Origin of the sequence: Blautia sp. aa_0143 (assembly GCF_004167315.1) — a bacterium.
GTDB classification, from domain to species: Bacteria; Bacillota; Clostridia; order Lachnospirales; family Lachnospiraceae; genus Blautia_A; species Blautia_A fusiformis.
The window spans coordinates 77474-96460 of sequence record NZ_RCXU01000003.1 but is presented as its reverse complement, the minus strand read 5'-3'; the positions used below and the strand labels follow the sequence as shown (position 1 = coordinate 96460).

Sequence of the window (18987 nt, the reverse complement as noted above, 5' to 3'; positions counted from 1 at the left end):
CATAACATCCTTACAGTGGCAGGGGATTTCAGACCTCCCTGCCACTGTAAAAATACAAAAAAGCATATATTTTTTAAAAAATTAAAAAAAGTGAAAAAAACTGTTGACACAAGTCACAAACCATTATATAATAGCAAAGCGAGTTGCGGAACGGAAGAGTTCCTAAGACGAACAACTGTTATGGGATCTTAGCTCAGCTGGGAGAGCATCTGCCTTACAAGCAGAGGGTCATAGGTTCGAGCCCTATAGGTCCCATGTTACAAAAGAATATGGCGAGATAGCTCAGTTGGCTAGAGCACACGGTTCATACCCGTGGTGTCGAGGGTTCGAATCCCCCTCTCGCTATTTAACAAAAGGTCTGAAGATTCAATTTTATTGGGTTTTCGGACTTTTTTTGTTATAAAATTCCGGCTGCCTGTGGTAAGACCATATGTGAAAAGTTAAGATTGACATTTTACATCGTTTTTTTTATCATAGTAAAAGAATAGACATAACGAATCATTTCGGGAAATGAGGATTGTATAATGAAAAAAAGAATGCTTTTTGTTTTCAACCCCAAAGCAGGAAAAGGAAGAATCAAGATGCATCTGCTGGACATTGTGGATATCTTTAATAAAGGTGGGTACGAAGTGATCATCCGTGCCACGCAGGGACCGAAGGATGCTTATGAACAGGTGAAGGAATATGCAGATCAGGTAGATCTGATCGCCTGCAGTGGAGGTGACGGTACACTGGATGAGGTGGTTACCGGAATCGTGGAAGTGGGCAGCCAGACACCGATCGGGTATATCCCTGCAGGAAGCACCAATGATTTTGCCAACAGTCTGTTTATGCCGAAGAGTATGACTGCAGCTGCCTCCATGATCATGGAGGAGCAGATCTATCACTGTGACATCGGTAAATTTAATAACCAGACATTTGCCTATGTGGCTGCGTTTGGACTGTTTACCAATGTTTCCTATGAGACAGACCAGGATCTGAAAAATATCCTGGGACATGTTGCCTATGTGCTGGAAGGGATGAAGCAGCTTTTTGAGGTGAAATCCTATCATCTGAAGGTAACCTCCGATGAGCTGACTGTGGAGAATGATTTTATCTACGGTATGATCAGCAATTCCAGATCTGTAGGCGGATTTAAGAATCTTACCGGAAAAAACGTGGATATGAATGACGGACTGTTTGAGGTGACACTGATCACCAATCCGAAGAATCCGCTGGAGCTTCAGGAGATCATGACTGCGCTTCTTACTGCAGAGGATAATACAGATCTGATCTATTCTTTTAAGTCTGCGCATGTTGTGATAGAGTCAGAGGAGGCTGTTCCGTGGACGCTGGATGGAGAGTTCGGTGGAGATCAGACCCGTGTGGAGATCGATAATCTTCATGAGGCCATGAACCTTTATCTTACCAGCAGTAAGAAACAGAAAAAAAGCCGGTTGAACCAGAAAATGCAGGAGATCAAGGAGATTACCCAGAAGAGCGAAGAATGATCCGAGTATCCGAAGACAAGGTGATCATACAGAGATGAAAATGTCTTTCCTCATAAGAAAGACTGGATATACAGGAACGAAAAGGAGGAAGAAATGGGAGATTATATCAACGTAAAGGAAATCTTTGGCTGCGATGTATTTAACGATTCTGTTATGCAGGACCGTTTGCCGAAGAAGGTATACCGCGAACTGAAAAAGACAATAGAAGAGGGTAAGGAGCTGTCCATGGAGATCGCTGATGTGGTTGCACATGAGATGAAGGAATGGGCTATTGAGAAAGGTGCTACTCATTATTGTCACTGGTTTCAGCCGCTGACAGGTGTTACTGCCGAGAAACATGACGCATTTGTCACAGCGCCAAGAGAGGACGGCAAGGTACTCTTAAGCTTTTCTGGCAAGGAGCTGATCAAGGGTGAGCCGGATGCATCCTCATTTCCATCCGGAGGACTTCGTGCAACATTCGAGGCAAGAGGCTATACAACATGGGATTGTACATCACCTGCCTTTGTACGTCATGACGCAGCCGGCGGGATCTTATGTATCCCCACAGCATTCTGCTCCTACACAGGAGAGGCGCTTGACCAGAAAACACCGCTTCTTCGTTCCATGGAAGCGGTCAATACACAGGCGCTTCGACTTCTTCGCCTTTTCGGAAATACAACATCAAAAAAAGTAACTCCTTCCGTTGGAGCTGAGCAGGAGTATTTCCTGGTTGATAAGGAGAAATGGCTCCAGAGAAAAGATCTGATCTATACAGGAAGAACTCTTTTCGGTGCTATGCCGCCGAAGGGACAGGAGATGGATGACCATTATTTCGGAACCATCCGTCAGAGAATCTCCGCATACATGAAGGAAGTCAACGAGGAGTGCTGGAAGCTGGGCGTAACAGCAAAGACACAGCACAATGAGGTTGCACCTGCACAGCATGAGCTGGCACCGATCTACGCACCGGTAAATATTGCAGCAGATCACAACCAGATCATGATGCGTATCCTCAAAAAAGTTGCAAGCCGCCATGGTATGCGCTGCCTGCTTCATGAGAAACCGTTTGCAGGAGTTAACGGTTCCGGTAAGCACAACAACTGGTCCCTGACGACGGATGACGGGATCAACCTTCTTGAGCCGGGAAAAACTCCTCATGAGAATATCCAGTTCCTTCTTGTTCTCACCTGTATCCTGAAAGCCGTTGATGAGCATGCAGATCTTCTGAGAGAGTCTGCAGCAGACGTTGGAAACGATGAACGTCTCGGAGGAAACGAGGCACCGCCGGCAGTTATCTCCGTATTCCTTGGTGAGCAGCTTCAGGATGTTCTGGAGCAGCTGATCAGCACAGGTACCGCCACACACAGTAAGACCGGCGAGATCCTGGATACCGGTGTTAAGACACTTCCGGATTTCATGAAGGATGCTACAGACCGAAACAGAACATCACCATTTGCGTTCACAGGAAACAAATTTGAGTTCCGTATGGTTGGTTCCCGTGATTCCATTTCCGAGTGCAACGTAGTTCTGAACACGATTGCAGCAGAAGTATTCCGCGATGCATGCGACCGTCTGGAAGCAGCAGACGATTTTGATACTGCAGTACATGACCTGATCAAGGAGTATGCGATCCAGCATCAGCGTATTGTATTCAACGGAAACGGATATGCACCAGAGTGGGAGGCAGAGGCAAAGAGACGTGGACTTCCGATCCTTCCGTCTATGGTAGATGCCATTCCTGCGCTGACTACAGATAAGGCTGTGAAGCTTTTTGAATCCTTTAATGTATTTACAAGAGCAGAGCTTGAGTCCAGAGCAGAGATCCAGTATGAAGGCTATGCAAAGGCTATCAACATTGAGGCCAAGACCATGGTGGATGTAGCTACCAAGCAGATCATCCCGGCAGTGATCCGTTATACAACGGTTCTTGCAGAGTCCATCAATTCTGTGAAGGCAGTGAGCGCAGCGCTTGATGTCAGTGTACAGACAAGTCTTCTGGAAAAAACCTCCGCACTTCTTGCTGAGACCAAGACAGCTATGGATAAGCTTTCCGGACTGATCGCTGAGTCGGAATCCCATGAAGAGGGACGTGACCGTGCTGTATTCTTCCGAGAGAGCGTGGTACCGGCAATGCAGGCTTTAAGAAAACCTGTAGACGAGCTTGAGATGATCGTAGATAAAGATATGTGGCCGATGCCATCCTACGGTGATCTGATCTTTGAGGTATGATCGGTTAAATAAAATACAGGAAATAAGAGATGTTCCCTGGGTGCAGCGGCATCTTTGAAATCAAATGACGGGACAGATGTAAGATCTGTCCCGTTTTTTACCTGGCGGAGAAAAAATCTGTAAGCGGTTATCCGTCATAGGATCATATAATAACTGCGGATGAGGATATCTGCGGTATTCAATCAGATTCAGGAGTAAGTATATATGATAGAATTAGAATTTTTAAAAGAACAGAACGTTTCCGAAAGCCTGATCCACGGTATCGAGGAGTTTCGAAAAAATTATAACGTTGATGAGGGGGCTGCAGCCAGAGTTACCAGACCGTCCATACCGTTCTACGGAAAAGAAATCCTGGAAATGGCCATTGCAGGACTTCTGGAAGGAGAAAATCTTCTTCTTGCAGGCCCAAAGGCCACGGGAAAAAATATCCTGGCAGAAAATCTGGCATATGCTTTTGGCCGTCCGGTTTATAATGTATCTTTCCATGTCAATACAAACAGTGGAGACCTGATCGGAACGGATACCTTTGTAAACAATGAAGTCTGCCTCCGAAAGGGCAGCATCTATCAGTGTGCCGAGTATGGTGGCTTCGGTATTCTGGATGAGATCAATATGGCAAAGAACGATGCGGTCTCTGTCCTTCATGCAACTCTGGACTATCGCCGCTCCATTGATGTTCCGGGCTATGACCGGATCGACCTTCATCCTGCGGCACGTTTTATCGGAACCATGAACTACGGATATGCAGGAACAAAGGAGCTGAACGAAGCTCTGGTTTCCCGTTTCCTGGTGATCGATATGCCAGCGCAGACAGAAGAAACCCTGGGATTTATTTTCCGCAAAATGTTCCCGGAGGCAAAGGAAAAGGCAGTGGAACAGTTTATCGGTGTATTTATGGATCTTCAGAAGAAATCCGTAAACAGTGAGATCTCCACAAAAGCGCTGGATCTTCGAGGACTTCTGGCTGCCATGAAGATTGTTCGTGCAGGACTTTCTCCCCTGGCAGCAGTGCAGATGGGAGTGGTGAACAAAACCTTCGATATTTTTGAAAAGGAGATCGTGGACGATGTAGTCCGTACAAGGATCCCGGAAGAGTGGACAAAGGACGATGTCTATGCATAAAGATCTGACAGAAGAACTTTCTATAGAAGATTACAAGATGGAGCTGGAAAACCGGATCCGTAATCTCCTCTGGACGGTAAGCGGCGACTATACACTGGATGTGAAGCCGGATGTATCGCTGTTTCTCCGCTCAAAAGAGATCGCTCTTTACGATGGGATCAAACAGGGGGCTTTTGCCAGATATTTTGACAAAAATCTGCTTGGCCTTTATCTTGTAAAAAAAATCTATCTGGATGCCTCTGAGACGGAGCTGACCGGGCTGACACAGCTCTGTATCGAAGCGGCAGTGGGAGAGCGGATCTGTGAAGAGCGCCCCGGGGTTCGCCGCATGAGAAAAAAAGCTCTGGAAGATATCCTGGATCAGGAATATGAAACCCTGCCTTCCTACGATAAGCTGTTAGACAGGCTGAAAATTGCAGTATTCCGTGATGTACTTACAGGAAGCGTACAGCCTCTGGAGAAAAAACTGTCTGCATTCCGGGATCAGATCTATGCCTGCGCAGAAAGCAGAGATACCATGGAACTGATTCGGATCATCGACAGCCTCTATAATGCGGTCATCGATCCGGACTTTGAGAAGAAAAACGGTTCCCTTGAACGGGTAATGGCGGTGACGCTGGAAGAACTGACGGAATTTGGCTGGGAAGACTACCTTAATGAAGAGATGTATGAGGAAGCTCTGGAAAATTATGTGGAAAAGCTCACAGACCGGATGACAGATATTGAAGATTCCTCGCTGACACAGGATATGGAAGAAAAACGTAAGGTGAAAAACAAGATCACGGTGATTTCAGAGGAAGCTCTTCAGAAAGCTCATACCTATGTGGAACTGAATTTTGGAAAAACCTATCTCACACCTGCGGAAGAAAAAAGAATGAACCATCTTATGTGCCGGGGAATACACGGAGACTGCAGCCTGTATTTTACAGAAGGAATCCTGAAAAATCCGGTTCGTGATAATTATCAGTACCAGTATGCAAAGCGTCTGCGTAATAAGAACATATGGATCTATCATGACAAGCACAGAATTGCAAAACGAAATATTGCCATATTGACTGAGCTCCTGAAAAAAGCACTGGTGATCCGAAGTGAAAATCAGGAAGTCCTATCAGACCGGGGAACTATCGTTCCTTCTAGGCTGTGGCGTATAGGCAGAAGCGGTGAGGCAAATCTTTTCAAGAGGATTCTTCGTGGAGACAATACGGATTTTGTGGTGGATATACTGATCGATGCCAGTGGTTCACAGATGAGTCGGCAGGGAGATGTGGCACTGCAGGCTTATATGATCAGCTCTGCCCTGAGCAATGTGGACATCCCTCATCGGGTTATGAGCTACTGTACATTCTGGGATCATACGATCCTGCACAGGTTCCGGGAATATGATGATCCGGTTTCGGCGGATGAGGATATTTTCAATTATGTGACTTCCTCCAATAATCGGGACGGGCTTGCCATAAAAGCAGCGGGATACAGTCTTTTGCAGAGGGAAGAGGAAAAAAAGATCCTGATCATCTTAAGTGACGGACGCCCCTACGATGTGATCATAAACCGCCCCAATGCAAAAAATCCGGCCCCTTATCAGGGAAAATATGCCATTTCAGATACTGCAACAGAGGTGCGGCGTCTTCGGAGCCAGGGCGTCAGTGTTCTGGGGGTATTTGCAGGCGAAGAGAAGGATCTTCCGGCGGAAAAGAAGATTTTTGGAAAGGATTTTGCCTATATCCGGGATATCGGAAATTTCTCGAAGATCGTAGGGCGATATCTGACAAAACAGCTGGAAACGGACAACTGAAAAAAAAAAGTATTTTATTTTAAATGTATAATATTCAATTGTAAGGAATAAGGTCACTATGTTAGCATAAAAGCTGCATAGTGACCAATTATTTGCTTATAATTATACAGAAAATTGTAAATAATATATAATATCTCAGATATAATTTCTTGCAAAATACTGCGAAATTTGCTATACTATATAACGTTACTAATTTACTAGATAAAGGGAGAGGAAATATGAACAAAAACACAGAGTTCAAACCTTACATTCCTGCGGAGAAAATCACTCCGGAGCTCACAGTTACATCTGTGATCATGGGATGTATTCTTGCTGTCATCTTCGGCGCAGCCAATGCTTACCTTGGTCTTCGTGTTGGTATGACAGTATCTGCCTCCATTCCGGCGGCAGTTATCTCCATGGGTGTTATCCGCGTGATTCTTCGCAGAAACTCCATTCTGGAGAGCAATATGGTCCAGACTATCGGTTCAGCCGGTGAGTCTCTTGCAGCAGGTGCTATCTTCACCATGCCTGCACTGTTCCTCTGGGCAGAGGAAGGACTTACAAGCAAACCAGGCATCGTTGAGATCACTCTGATCGCACTTTGCGGTGGTATCCTTGGTGTACTTTTCATGGTACCCCTTCGTAATGCCCTCATTGTTAAAGAGCATGCAACTCTTCTCTATCCGGAAGGAACTGCCTGCGCAGACGTTCTTCTTGCCGGTGAGGAAGGTGGAGCAAATGCTTCCACAGTATTCTCCGGTATGGGACTTGCTGCTGTCTTCAAATTTGTTGTTGATGGACTGAAGCTTCTTCCGGCAGATGTTTCTGCAGCATTTAAATCCTTCAAGGGTGAGATCGGTATGGAGGTTTATCCGGCACTTCTCGGTGTTGGTTATATCGTAGGACCGAAGATCGCATCCTACATGTTTACAGGTTCTCTTATCGGCTGGATGGTCATCATTCCGCTGATCTGCCTGTTCGGACCTGATACATGGATGTATCCGGCAGCAGAGGGAACGACCATTGCCCAGCTTTACGCAAACGGCGGAGCATCAGCAATCTGGTCTACTTATGTTAAATATATCGGCGCAGGTGCTATCGCAACAGGTGGTATCATTTCCCTGATCAAATCCCTGCCGCTGATCGTTACAACCTTCCGTGACTCCATGAAGAGCATGAAGGGAAGCAAGAACACAAGCACAGAGAGAACCGCACAGGATCTTCCGATGCAGTTCATCCTTCTCGGTGTTATAGCAATGGTATTTATCATCTGGATCGTTCCGGCAATCCCGGTAACTCTTCTTGGTGCATGTATCATCGTAGTTTTTGGATTCTTCTTTGCAACAGTATCTTCCCGTATGGTAGGTCTTGTAGGAAGCTCCAACAACCCGGTTTCCGGTATGGCTATCGCTACTCTTCTGATTGCTACATTTGCGATCAAGAGCTCCGGTAAAACAGGTATCGACGGAATGACAGCAGCGATCGCTGTTGGTTCTGTTATCTGTATCATCGCAGCGATCGCCGGTGATACCTCTCAGGACCTTAAGACAGGATACCTTCTCGGTGCTACACCTAAGAAGCAGCAGATGGGCGAGATGCTCGGTGTTGTTGTTTCCGGTCTTGCTATCGGCGGTGTTCTGTATCTTCTGGATGCAGCATGGGGCTACGGTACAGCAGAGATCCCTGCGCCACAGGCTCAGCTTATGAAGATGATCGTTGAGGGAATCATGGGCGGAAACCTTCCATGGGGACTTGTATTTGTAGGTGTATTCCTTGCAATCTGCCTTGAGATCCTCCGTATCCCGGTAATGCCTTTCGCAATCGGTCTTTACCTTCCAATCTACCTGAACGCAACCATCATGATCGGTGGTATCGTTCGTGGATTACTTGACAGCAGAAAAGGTGTTGACGAAAAAACCAAGACAGCTCAGTCCACAGATGGTACCCTGTACTGTGCTGGTATGATCGCCGGCGAGGGTCTTGTTGGAATTCTTCTTGCGATCTTTGCAGTTGTCGGTATCAGCCTTGATATGTCCGGCGTTGTAAACCTTGGAAATATCGGCGGCGTTGTGCTGATGATCATCATGATCCTGTCACTGCTTAAATTCTCTATCTGGAGAAAGAAGAAAGCCTGATGAGAAAAAACAAAAAGGATAAGAAACAGGATATCAACTATCTTGATCTGATCCCGGAAACAAACCAGTCGATCCGGTGGCACCGGGACCTGAAGCAGCGGATCATTCTTGAGATAGAGAATAAGGGTATGTTCAATACCATCGCGCAGAAGGTTTTTGGCAAGCCAAGGTTTTCCAAGGTTCATCTTGATGAAATGGGAACTTTTATCTGGCCTGAGATCGATGGAGCCAAAACCGTGCAGGAGCTTGCCCTGCTGGTGAAAGAGCATTTCGGAGATAAGGCAGAACCGCTTTATCCGAGAATCGTAAAATACTTTCAGATAATGGAAAGCTATGAATTTGTTCATTTTATAAATAAAAAGACAGAAAAATAGCATGGAGAACGGGAACGGACGCAGAATAGTGTACGGTCCCGTTCTTTTTATGACACGTCAGTGCGGGAAACTGATGCAGTTGTCATATGATACTATAGCATTTCCGGGATTTTCACAACGGAATAGAAATATTGAGGACATTTCAAGACAGAAATTCCGGGAATTGCTGTAAAAAATGAAAGGAGCACTTTATGAGTCTTGTGAAAAAAAAGGACTGGTATCTGGATTATCTTCTGATCATAGTAGGAACCGGGCTGATGGCACTTGCCATCAATTCCGTTTTTGATGCAACCGGGCTGGTAACAGGCGGCTTTTCCGGTATAGCGATCCTGGTGAAGCATTGGACCGGTGAGATTATAGATGGCGGGGTTCCGCTGTGGCTTACCAATATCACGCTGAACATTCCGCTGTTTTTTCTGGGATGGCGGATCAAAGGCTTTTCCTTTGTAAAAAAAGCTCTGGTCGGTGAGATCTCCCTCTCAACCTGGCTTGCCATTCAGCCTGTGTGGAATATTGCGGGAGATGATCTCCTTCTGGCTGCTGTATACGGTGGTGTGATCCTGGGAATCGGCATTGGAATGGTTTTCCTTGGACAGGGAACCACAGGCGGAACGGATATGATGGCAGCACTGATCCAGAAGTATATGCGTCATTATTCCATCGCACAGATCATGCAGTTTATTGATGGGCTTATTGTGATCGTAGGAATGTATGTGTTCGGTATCCAGCGGGCCCTGTATGCCATCATTGCGGTTTATCTGGTAACAAAAGTATCCGACAGTCTGATCGAAGGTCTGAAGTTTTCCAAACAGACATTTATCGTCACGGAGAAGCCGGATGAGGTTGCCAGAGTCATTATGGAAGACCTGGATCGCGGAGCGACAGGGATCTGTGGCAAGGGGATGTATTCCGGTCAGGAGAAGACGATCATCTTCTGTGTGGTAAACAAAAAGGAAATTGTGAAGCTGAAAGAGCTGGTAGATGATATTGATCCCAACGCTTTTGTGATCGTTTCCGATGCAAGAGAAGTTCATGGAGAAGGTTTTATAGAGAAAAATTAGGCGGATTTCAACAAAAATTTGTAAATTTTTTCAGTTTTACTCTTTCATTTTTGGTGATTTTGTATTAAAATAGCCATAGATAGAGAGGGAAAGACAGAAGATAAGCATACACATAAGTGAGAAGGGATTGAACGGAATGATATCGAATCAGGTGTTACAGAATACGCTCGAGGGACTTAAAGAAATATCAAGGACGGAATTTTGTGTCATTGACACAGACGGCAAGGTACTTGCGTCTACCTTTTCTGATTTTGAGATCCAGCCGGCAGATATCCAGGCTTTTGTAGAATCCCAGGCGGACAGCCAGCTTGTCAAGGGATTTCAGTACTTTAAGGTCTGTGATGATTATCAGTTGGAATATGTCCTGGTAGCCCACGGAGATGATGAGGATACTTATATGGTAGGCAAGCTTGCAGCCTTCCAGATCCAGAATCTGATCGTTGCGTACAAGGAGCGTTTTGACAAAGACAGCTTTATCAAGAATCTTCTTCTTGATAATCTTCTTCTGGTGGATATTTACAACAGAGCGAAGAAGCTTCATATTGAAGCAGATGTCCGTCGTGTAGTTATGATCCTGGAACTGAACCAGGAGAAAGATCACAGCTCTGTAGAGAGCGTGAAAAGCCTTTTTGGCGGAAAGAGCAGAGATTTTATCACTGCTGTTGATGAGAAGAGCATCATTATAGTCAAGGAACTGGAAGAGGGAGAGGGCTATCCGGAGATGGATAAGCTGGCTCATACGATTATGGATACTCTGGATCTGAATAAAGATGGTGAGGATGTCCACATGGCATACGGTACCATTGTCAATGAGTTGAAAGAAGTTTCACGTTCCTACAAGGAAGCGCGTATGGCCCTTGATGTAGGTAAGATCTTCTTCGGAGACAGGGAAGTTATCGCATACAGCTCACTTGGAATCGGACGTCTGATCTATCAGCTGCCTATTCCTCTGTGTAAGATGTTTATCCGCGAGATCTTTGACAACAAATCTCCGGATGATTTCGATGAGGAGACACTTGTCACCATCGATAAATTCTTTGAGAACAGTCTGAACGTATCTGAAACTTCACGTCAGCTGTATATCCACAGAAATACGCTGGTATATCGTCTGGATAAACTCCAGAAGAGTACAGGCCTTGATTTGAGAGTGTTTGAGGATGCCATTACATTTAAGATCGCGCTGATGGTTGTTCGATATATGAAATATATGGAGACATTAGAGTATTAATAGCATTCGGAATGCAGGATGATAGTTTGCTATATTAAGGCAACATATTAGAACTTTTAAACTGCCGCTTATTCCTTCCCGGAATAGGTGGCAGTTTTTGTATGAGCGTTTTTCATCATGGAATATTGTTGTAAATGTCCCTCCTGTTTGGAAGCATTCACGAAGTGTGTTACTGAGAACGGAGTGAGCAGTAACGAATTCACATGAACTTCACAGAATAACATCCATGACTCTATTGTAATTTTGGTATTTTTACGTTAAAATAAATAATTTGGAGAGGGCTGTTGATTACTGTTCACTGGTAATGTCCCGCGAGGTGTTTTTTGTGAGCGAAGGTCACAGAAAACCCGAGACATATCGCGCGAATTTATGCGATCAGCATAAATTCTGTGCATCGCGAAGCGTGTTACTGAGAACGGAGTGAACAGTAACGTGAACAGTAACCGTTGTAGGGCCCGGGAAATTTATTCTTGCATTTAAACAGAAAATATATTACAATAATATTACAAAAAAATTAAGAAAATTATGCTTTCATAATATAGAGGAGGATATATATGATCGATCTTGTAGATGTGAGCAAATCTTACGGCCCGGGTCTTCCGGCTGTGAATCATGCGAACTTACATGTTGATAAAGGGGAATTCGTATTTGTAGTAGGAAGCAGTGGCTCCGGTAAATCCACACTGATCAAGCTTCTGATGAAAGAACTGGATTCTACCAGCGGAACGATCACAGTCAGCGGGGAACGTCTGGAGAAGATGAAACACAGACGCGTTGCCAAGTATCGCAGAAAGCTTGGGGTAGTATTTCAGGATTTCCGTCTTTTAAAAGACCGTAATGTATATGAGAATGTAGCATTTGCGCAGCGTGTCATAGGAAGACCTACCCGTGTGATACGCAAACGTGTGCCGGAGGTTCTCCAGGAGGTAGGACTTGCAGGAAAGTATAAGGCATACCCGGATGAGCTTTCCGGTGGTGAGCAGCAGAGAGTTGCTCTTGCCAGAGCACTGGTAAACCGCCCGGACATCCTTCTGGCAGATGAGCCGACCGGAAACCTGGATCCGAAAACCTCTGAAGAGATCATGGCTCTGATGGAACAGATCAATGACAGAGGAACCACAGTTCTGGTAGTTACCCACAATAAGGACATCGTCAATGCCATGCGCAAGCGAGTAGTCACCATGCACAACGGCAAGATCATCAGCGATGAGAAAGAGGGAGGATATCATGAGGCCTAGTACGATCTGGTATACCCTGAAGCAGGGCTTTAAGAATATAAAAAGAAACTGGATGTTTTCCCTGGCATGTATCATCACGATGGCAGCCTGCATTTTTCTGGTAGGCATTTTCTATTCCATCGTGAACAACGTCGGTAATATTGCCCATAAGGTGGAAGAAGAAGTGCCGATCACAGTATTCTTTGATGAGGGCACTTCAGAGGAAGAGATCCAGGCGATCGGCGATGCTATTCAGTCCAGGCCGGAAGTGGCCAGGATGGACTATCAGTCCGCAGATCAGGCATGGGAAGAATACAAACAGAAATATTTTGGAGATGAAGATGCGGCAGATGGATTTAAAGATGATAACCCTCTTGCCAATTCATCCAATTATCAGGTATATCTTAATGATATTACCAAGCAGACAGAACTGGTGAATTATATCCAGGGACTGGAACATGTCCGGAAGGTAAATCAGTCTGAACAGGCATCCAGGACACTTGGTTCCATTAACAAGCTGGTTTCTTATGTGTCGATTGCCGTGATCGCAATCCTTTTGGTCATTTCCATATTCCTGATCAGCAATACAGTATCTATGGGTATTTCTGTCCGCAAGGAAGAAATCGGAATTATGAAATACATAGGAGCTACAGATGCTTTTGTACGACTGCCATTCCTTCTGGAAGGTATGATCCTCGGTGTGATCGGTGCGGCGATACCGCTGATCTGCCTGTTTTTCCTGTATAATTCCGCTGTAGAGTTTATTCTGACAAAATTCAATGTATTGACAGGAATCGTGGATTTCATTCCAATTTGGCAGATTTATGAGGGTCTGGTTCCCATGGGACTTGGACTTGGTGTGGGAATCGGTCTTTTGGGAAGCTTTTTCACAACAAGAAAACATCTCAGAGTATAACCAAATAGCAGAGAATCTTATGTATCCGCATGATGTGTGATCATAAGATATACAGCGGCTGTCGGAATATCGGCAGCCGCTTTCGGTATATAAAAACCGAACGGCGCACAGAGGAGTACAGAAAATCTGTGATCTTATCGGCTTTGCCGGCTGTGCAGAAGAAAGGAAAAATATGAAAAATAAAGAATTCAAAAAAGGTATAGCCATTGGAGTGGCAGCAACGCTGGTTGTGACAGGCGCTGTTTTTACCAGCTATCAGAAAGTACTGTTTCCGAACGGCAATGCGCTTTCCGATGTGAAAACGGTTCAGAAGCTGAATTACCTGGAAGAACTGATCGATGAAGAATATCTGGATGAAAAAGACGAAAGCAGCCTGCGTGAGGGGCTTTATGCTGGCCTGCTTGCCGGCCTGAAGGATCCGTACTCCACCTATTACACAGCAGAACAGTATAAAGAGCTGAATACTTCCAATGAAGGCTCCTACGTAGGGATTGGTGCCGTTCTTCAGAAGGATGACACCGGAGGGGCAAAGATCATACAGCTTTATGAGGGTGGCCCTGGAGAACAGGCGGGACTGAAAAAGGGAGATGTGATCAAGGCAGTAGATGGAGCTGATGTTACAGACAAAGAAACTTCCGATATTGCTTCCATGGTCCGTGACAGTGAGAAAGCTTCCGTAATGCTGACCATACAGCGGGAAAACGAAGAGAAACCTCGGGATGTCAAAGTGGAGATCCGGGATGTGGAGATCCAGACCGTTTCCCATGAGATGCTTTCCGGAGACACCGGCTATATCCGAATCTCCGAATTTTCTGAGGTGACCAGCGATCAGTATAAAAAAGCATTTGCAGATCTGAAGGATCAGGGAATGAAGAAGCTGGTTGTGGATCTCCGTGATAATCCGGGAGGCCTTCTTACTGCAGTCTGCGGCGTACTCCGCCAGATACTTCCGGAAGGGCTGATCGTCTATACAGAGGACAAAAACGGAAAAAGGGAAGAGGAAACCTGCGACGGAAAAAATGAACTGGACATGCCGCTGGCTGTTCTGGTAAACGGAAACAGTGCCAGTGCATCGGAGATCTTTGCGGGGGCGGTAAAGGACTATGGGATTGGAACGATTGTAGGAACAACTACCTATGGGAAGGGTGTGGTGCAGACCATCCAGCCTCTTACCGATGGCAGTGCGGTAAAGATCACCATCGCAAAATATTTTACGCCAAAGGGCAATGATATCAACAAAAAAGGAATCACTCCGGATGTGGAAGCAGAGCTTTCCGGAGACATCACAGACTGGACAGAACTTACACATAAAGAAGACGCGCAACTTCAGACAGCCCTGAAAGAGATCGGACAGAGCTGACGCGTTCGGAGGGGAGAAAAAATGATAACTTTACAATTATTGCAGCAGATCATCGTATTTTTTCTGATGATGTCCTGTGGATTTACAGTGGTAAAATGCGGACTTATCGATGCAAAAAGCAGCAGGACACTTTCAGTCATCTGTATCTACATCATCATGCCCTGTGTAATGATCAATGCTTTTCAGATCGAATATTCCAGAAGCATCCGGAATGGCTTCCTTCTGGCAGTGGCAGCAGCCATCCTGATCCATATTTTTCTTCTGGTATTTGTACAGATCATCGGCAAGCCACTGAAATTAAGTGTGGTAGAAAAAGAATCCATCATCTATTCCAATTCCGGAAATCTGGTGATCCCTCTTGTAACGGTAGTCCTTGGGGAAAAATGGGTGATCTATGCCAGTGCTTTCCTGAGTGTGCAGATGATCCTGATGTGGACCCACGGACAGTCGCTGATGGAGGCGAAGGCCGGCATCAACTGGAAAAAAATCCTCTGCAACATCAATTTGATCGCTATTATCCTTGGAATCGTTCTGTTCTTCACGCAGATCAGATTGCCGGTGATTCTTGGAAACACCATGAGCCAGATTTCAGCCACCCTGGGACCTGTATGTATGATCATGCTTGGAATGACCATGACGGAGGTAAAATGGAAAGATATTTTCAGCCATTCCAGGATCTATCTGATCACGATCTTGAAAATGGTGGTGACTCCGCTGCTCATACTGTTGTTTTTGAAGTATCTGCCCTTGGCTTCAATGGTAAAGGATGGAAAAACCATTCTGCTTATCAGTCTGATGGCAGTGATCACACCGTCGGCAACAACGATTGTACAGCTGGCACAGCTCTACGATCAGGACCCGGTCTATGCCAGCACCATCAATGTAATGACAACGCTGGTAAGTATCATAACCATGCCACTGATGGTCATGTTGTATCTTGCCTGAGCATCTCAGGGAATCGTTACGGATAACTTTGTGTCAGGCAACATGCTTTGCGGAATATTATCTGGTTACTGTTCACTGGTAATATTCCGCGAGGTGTTTTTTGTGAGCGAAGGTCACAGAAAACCCGAGACATACCGCGCGGATTTATGCGATTAGCATAAATCCTGTGCATCGCGAAGCGTGTTGCTGAGAACGGAGTGAACAGTAACATTACCTGTGAACAGTGATCGGAAATCCTACCCTCATAATTGTAAAAACAAAATAAAAGTGATAGAATCAAATCATATGAGAGCAGAAGAACTATATCTGCTCATAGTGGAAAACATAGCACAGGATCATCAAAACAGGAGGATAGCATAAATGGAACGACATGCTTTTGCAATGAAAGTAAAAGAAGGAAAAATGAATGATTACCGTAAGACCTTAGGCGAGATCTGGCCGGAGCTTACTGCATATCTTGACCGTAACGGCATTCATAATTTCAGCATCTGGAATGCGGCAGACCTGATCTTCGGATATTACGAAAATGCAGACGGAGAGGTGATCTCTCCGGAAGAGGAGAAAGTAAAGGCAGCATTGACTGAAAAGATCGGAGATACCTTTACCTGGATCTCTACTCCTGGAAAAGACATGCGCCTGACGTATCATAATTTTGGTGTTGTGAGAGAAAACAAAGAGCTGATCCGCCACAGAATGTTCATGACAAAATTAAAAGACGGCTGTGAGGAAGAATATAAAGCCCGTCATGACGGACTTGTGGCGCAGAGAGGCGAAACAATAGATCCGGGCCCGGACAGCAACTTCAGCATCTGGAGTGCAGGCGGATATATTTTTGGATATGATGAGATCGACACAACCATGGAAGTGGAAGAAACACCGGAAGCAAGAGAGGCAACCATCGCATGGGAGACACGCCAGCTCGGGATCATGGACTGGATCACCAACGATGTGGACTGGATGACAAAAGAAGTACATCCATCCAGTGTACGTCTTGCATGGCATAATTAAAAAATGGGAAAATAAAAAGGAAGGAGGCCGGGGCTTTGTTTGGAGGTAGCCCCGGCAGTATGAAAAAGAAAAAAGTGTTATCAAAGGTAGTACCCTTTGCACATCTAATAATATACTCATATTTTGTGGTCATTCTGTGACGTCATTCTGAAAAAAGTATGAACAAAAAAGAAAAAATAACTGAACTCAAATCTTAACAATTCTTAAACTTTCCATATTTAGTTGAAACCATACGCCCCGACTGTTATACTGTGACTAGCAGATGTTAGCAGGAGAAGAATATGTTTTATTCCTGATATCAATAAAATAATGAGGCGTGAATTTATGAAACGTTTTTGGAAATATGTAACAGGGATCGTACCTGCGTACGGGCTTTTTCCCCTTGTTTTTTCATTTGTATTTAACTGTCTTGTATATTCCGGTTCAAGGGCGATCGCAGGCGGTTGGTATCATCACAATATAGAAAGTAATCTTGATCTGCGGCTCCCATTTGTGCCGCAGTTTTTGATTATCTATTTTGGCTGTTATGTATTCTGGGCAGTGAATTATATCCTTGCGGCAAGGCAGGAGCGGGAACAGGTTTACCGTTTTTTTACTGCGGATATTATATCCCGTTGTGTGTGTCTGATCATATTTCTGGCATATCCCACTACCAATACAAGACCGGTGATCGAAGGAAACGGAATCTGGGATCTGCTGGCCGGCTGGCTGTATTCCATTGATGCGGCAGATAACCTGTTTCCATCTATCCATTGTCTGGTAAGCTGGTTCTGTTTTCTGGGGATCAAGGATCAGAAAAGAATTCCGACATGGTATAAGGGGGTATCGTTTACACTGGCTGTGCTGGTTTTTCTGTCTACCATTTTTACCAAGCAGCATGTACTTGTGGATGTGGCAGGTGGTGTGATCCTGGCTCAGGTATGCTTTATTCTGGGACAGAAAACAAAACTCTGGCATATTTATGAACGGTTTGGAACTAAAATTGAAAAGAAGATCAACAGCTATACAGAAGGTGTCAAGTGATGAAGAGCAGAAAAAAAATCATATTTAACGGAGTGTTCCTGGCAGTAGTTTTTGCCCTGACTATCTACGGCGTTTTTCATGGAGAAGACCTGTCTTCCATGATGGATGCCATACATAGGGCAGATAAACGGTGGCTGCTTCCGGGAATTGCACTGGTAGCATTTTTTATCTGGGGGGAATCCATCATTATCTGGTATATGATGCGTTCCAGCGGGATTCATCTGAAAAAAAGAACCTGCTTTCTGTTTTCGTCTGTAGGATTCTTTTTCAGCTGTATCACACCATCCGCCAGCGGCGGACAGCCCATGCAGATCTACTATATGAAAAAAGAGAAGATTTCCATTCCGGTGTCAACGGTGATCCTGATGATCGTGACGATTACCTATAAGCTGGTGCTTGTGGTGATCGGTATTGGGATCGCAATTTTCGGAAGAGGATTTCTTCACAAATATCTGGAAGGAATCCTGCCGGTGTTTTATCTGGGGCTGATGCTGAATATCTTCTGTGTCACTTTTATGACCATTCTGGTATTTCATCCGCTTTTGGCAAAAGCGATCCTGATGAAGGGCATGAAGCTTTTGGAACGGTTTCATCTGATGAGGAAAAAAGAGGGACGGCTGAAAAAACTGGAAGCTTCCATGGATACTTACCGAAATACTGCGGCATATCTGAAGAATAATCCGCTGGTGATCGTTAAAGTAATAGAGATCACTTTTATCCAGCGTATGGCACTGTTTGCAGTAACCTGGTTCGTATATCAGGCTTTTGGACTCCATGGAACCGGTTTCTGGGATATCCTTTTTCTCCAGGCAGTGATATCGGTATCTGTGGATATGCTGCCGCTTCCGGGAGGAATGGGGATCAGTGAGACTTTGTTTCTTACCATTTTCAGTCCGGTATTCGGTGGCCTGCTGCTTCCGGGAATGGTGCTTAGCAGAGGGCTGGGATATTACGGAGAGCTGCTGATCAGTGCGGTGTTTACTGCGGTGGCTCAGCTCACTATCGGAAAAAAGGAATCCTGAAAAGATTTGATCGAATGCAGATCGCGGAGATCTGCTTGACCCAGATCAGGTAAGTCTCCTGTGGGACTGTGAATATAGCCTGACATGAAAAAGAAAAAAGA

At 45.1% G+C, this 18987-nt stretch carries 15 protein-coding genes and 2 tRNA genes; all 17 read left to right on the top strand.

The genetic code is table 11. The features are described from left to right. The first annotated feature begins 182 nt into the window (after nt 1-182). The 17 genes from EAI83_RS02195 (at nt 183) to EAI83_RS02115 (ending at nt 18886) form a co-directional block, all read left to right on the top strand. Nucleotides 183-255 (top strand) — tRNA-Val (locus tag EAI83_RS02195). 16 nt (nt 256-271) lie between these two features. Further along, nucleotides 272-345, top strand: a tRNA-Met gene (locus EAI83_RS02190). Nucleotides 346-524: 179 nt separating this feature from the next. Further along, on the top strand, nt 525-1490 hold the full coding sequence (locus tag EAI83_RS02185) for a diacylglycerol/lipid kinase family protein (protein ID WP_059085348.1): 966 nt from the start codon (nt 525-527) through the stop codon (nt 1488-1490). Nucleotides 1491-1583: 93 nt separating this feature from the next. Next, nucleotides 1584-3701: a glutamine synthetase III family protein gene (locus tag EAI83_RS02180; protein ID WP_021650786.1), complete on the top strand. Its 2118-nt coding sequence runs from the start codon at nt 1584-1586 to the stop codon at nt 3699-3701. 204 nt (nt 3702-3905) lie between these two features. Further along, nucleotides 3906-4823, top strand: coding sequence for an AAA family ATPase (locus tag EAI83_RS02175; RefSeq protein WP_015526964.1), 918 nt, complete (start codon nt 3906-3908; stop codon nt 4821-4823). After that, a complete protein-coding gene (locus EAI83_RS02170) occupies nt 4816-6615 on the top strand; it encodes a nitric oxide reductase activation protein (protein WP_192926459.1) in 1800 nt (599 codons plus the stop codon). The genes EAI83_RS02175 and EAI83_RS02170 overlap by 8 nt, the downstream gene beginning before the upstream one ends. 218 nt (nt 6616-6833) lie before the next feature. Then, complete coding sequence (locus EAI83_RS02165; protein ID WP_044961039.1) at nt 6834-8732, top strand: OPT family oligopeptide transporter; 1899 nt, start codon at nt 6834-6836, stop codon at nt 8730-8732. Continuing rightward, nucleotides 8732-9106 (top strand): PqqD family protein, encoded by a 375-nt coding sequence (locus EAI83_RS02160; RefSeq protein WP_021650789.1) that lies wholly within the window; start codon nt 8732-8734, stop codon nt 9104-9106. Before EAI83_RS02165 ends, EAI83_RS02160 begins: the two co-directional genes overlap by 1 nt. Before the next feature lie 191 nt (nt 9107-9297). Next, nucleotides 9298-10167, top strand: a complete 870-nt coding sequence (locus EAI83_RS02155; protein WP_022426731.1) for a YitT family protein — start codon at nt 9298-9300, stop codon at nt 10165-10167. A 136-nt stretch (nt 10168-10303) separates the two neighbouring features. Then, nucleotides 10304-11395 carry a PucR family transcriptional regulator gene (locus tag EAI83_RS02150; RefSeq protein ID WP_015526970.1) on the top strand — a complete coding sequence of 364 codons (1092 nt, stop codon included), beginning with the start codon at nt 10304-10306 and terminating at the stop codon, nt 11393-11395. A 554-nt stretch (nt 11396-11949) separates the two neighbouring features. Further along, a complete protein-coding gene (ftsE, locus tag EAI83_RS02145; RefSeq protein WP_015526972.1) occupies nt 11950-12633 on the top strand; it encodes a cell division ATP-binding protein FtsE in 684 nt (227 codons plus the stop codon). Next, the gene (gene ftsX, locus EAI83_RS02140) at nt 12623-13528 is read left to right on the top strand and encodes a permease-like cell division protein FtsX (RefSeq protein WP_129974546.1); all 906 of its coding nucleotides are present in this window, start codon (nt 12623-12625) and stop codon (nt 13526-13528) included. The genes ftsE and ftsX overlap by 11 nt, the downstream gene beginning before the upstream one ends. A 172-nt stretch (nt 13529-13700) precedes the next feature. Continuing rightward, nucleotides 13701-14888 (top strand): S41 family peptidase, encoded by a 1188-nt coding sequence (locus EAI83_RS02135; RefSeq protein WP_129974545.1) that lies wholly within the window; start codon nt 13701-13703, stop codon nt 14886-14888. A gap of 21 nt (nt 14889-14909) precedes the next feature. Then, on the top strand, nt 14910-15833 hold the full coding sequence (locus tag EAI83_RS02130; protein ID WP_015526976.1) for an AEC family transporter: 924 nt from the start codon (nt 14910-14912) through the stop codon (nt 15831-15833). A 360-nt stretch (nt 15834-16193) separates the two neighbouring features. Beyond that, entirely contained in the window at nt 16194-16841 is a 648-nt protein-coding gene (locus tag EAI83_RS02125; protein WP_129974544.1) for an L-rhamnose mutarotase, read from the top strand. Between the two features lie 324 nt (nt 16842-17165). Beyond that, nucleotides 17166-17864, top strand: a complete 699-nt coding sequence (locus EAI83_RS02120; protein WP_044961052.1) for a phosphatase PAP2 family protein — start codon at nt 17166-17168, stop codon at nt 17862-17864. After that, nucleotides 17864-18886 carry a lysylphosphatidylglycerol synthase transmembrane domain-containing protein gene (locus EAI83_RS02115; protein WP_022426551.1) on the top strand — a complete coding sequence of 341 codons (1023 nt, stop codon included), beginning with the start codon at nt 17864-17866 and terminating at the stop codon, nt 18884-18886. Before EAI83_RS02120 ends, EAI83_RS02115 begins: the two co-directional genes overlap by 1 nt. Nucleotides 18887-18987: the final 101 nt, after the last annotated feature.

Bases quoted from the DNA above. Each gene is read 5' to 3' on its own strand.
- EAI83_RS02185 (WP_059085348.1), top strand. From the start codon at position 525: ATGAAAAAAAGAATGCTTTTTGTTTTCAACCCCAAAGCAGGAAAAGGA.
- EAI83_RS02180 (WP_021650786.1), top strand. From the start codon at position 1,584: ATGGGAGATTATATCAACGTAAAGGAAATCTTTGGCTGCGATGTATTT.
- EAI83_RS02175 (WP_015526964.1), top strand. From the start codon at position 3,906: ATGATAGAATTAGAATTTTTAAAAGAACAGAACGTTTCCGAAAGCCTG.
- EAI83_RS02170 (WP_192926459.1), top strand. From the start codon at position 4,816: ATGCATAAAGATCTGACAGAAGAACTTTCTATAGAAGATTACAAGATG.
- EAI83_RS02165 (WP_044961039.1), top strand. From the start codon at position 6,834: ATGAACAAAAACACAGAGTTCAAACCTTACATTCCTGCGGAGAAAATC.
- EAI83_RS02160 (WP_021650789.1), top strand. From the start codon at position 8,732: ATGAGAAAAAACAAAAAGGATAAGAAACAGGATATCAACTATCTTGAT.
- EAI83_RS02155 (WP_022426731.1), top strand. From the start codon at position 9,298: ATGAGTCTTGTGAAAAAAAAGGACTGGTATCTGGATTATCTTCTGATC.
- EAI83_RS02150 (WP_015526970.1), top strand. From the start codon at position 10,304: ATGATATCGAATCAGGTGTTACAGAATACGCTCGAGGGACTTAAAGAA.
- ftsE (WP_015526972.1), top strand. From the start codon at position 11,950: ATGATCGATCTTGTAGATGTGAGCAAATCTTACGGCCCGGGTCTTCCG.
- ftsX (WP_129974546.1), top strand. From the start codon at position 12,623: ATGAGGCCTAGTACGATCTGGTATACCCTGAAGCAGGGCTTTAAGAAT.
- EAI83_RS02135 (WP_129974545.1), top strand. From the start codon at position 13,701: ATGAAAAATAAAGAATTCAAAAAAGGTATAGCCATTGGAGTGGCAGCA.
- EAI83_RS02130 (WP_015526976.1), top strand. From the start codon at position 14,910: ATGATAACTTTACAATTATTGCAGCAGATCATCGTATTTTTTCTGATG.
- EAI83_RS02125 (WP_129974544.1), top strand. From the start codon at position 16,194: ATGGAACGACATGCTTTTGCAATGAAAGTAAAAGAAGGAAAAATGAAT.
- EAI83_RS02120 (WP_044961052.1), top strand. From the start codon at position 17,166: ATGAAACGTTTTTGGAAATATGTAACAGGGATCGTACCTGCGTACGGG.
- EAI83_RS02115 (WP_022426551.1), top strand. From the start codon at position 17,864: ATGAAGAGCAGAAAAAAAATCATATTTAACGGAGTGTTCCTGGCAGTA.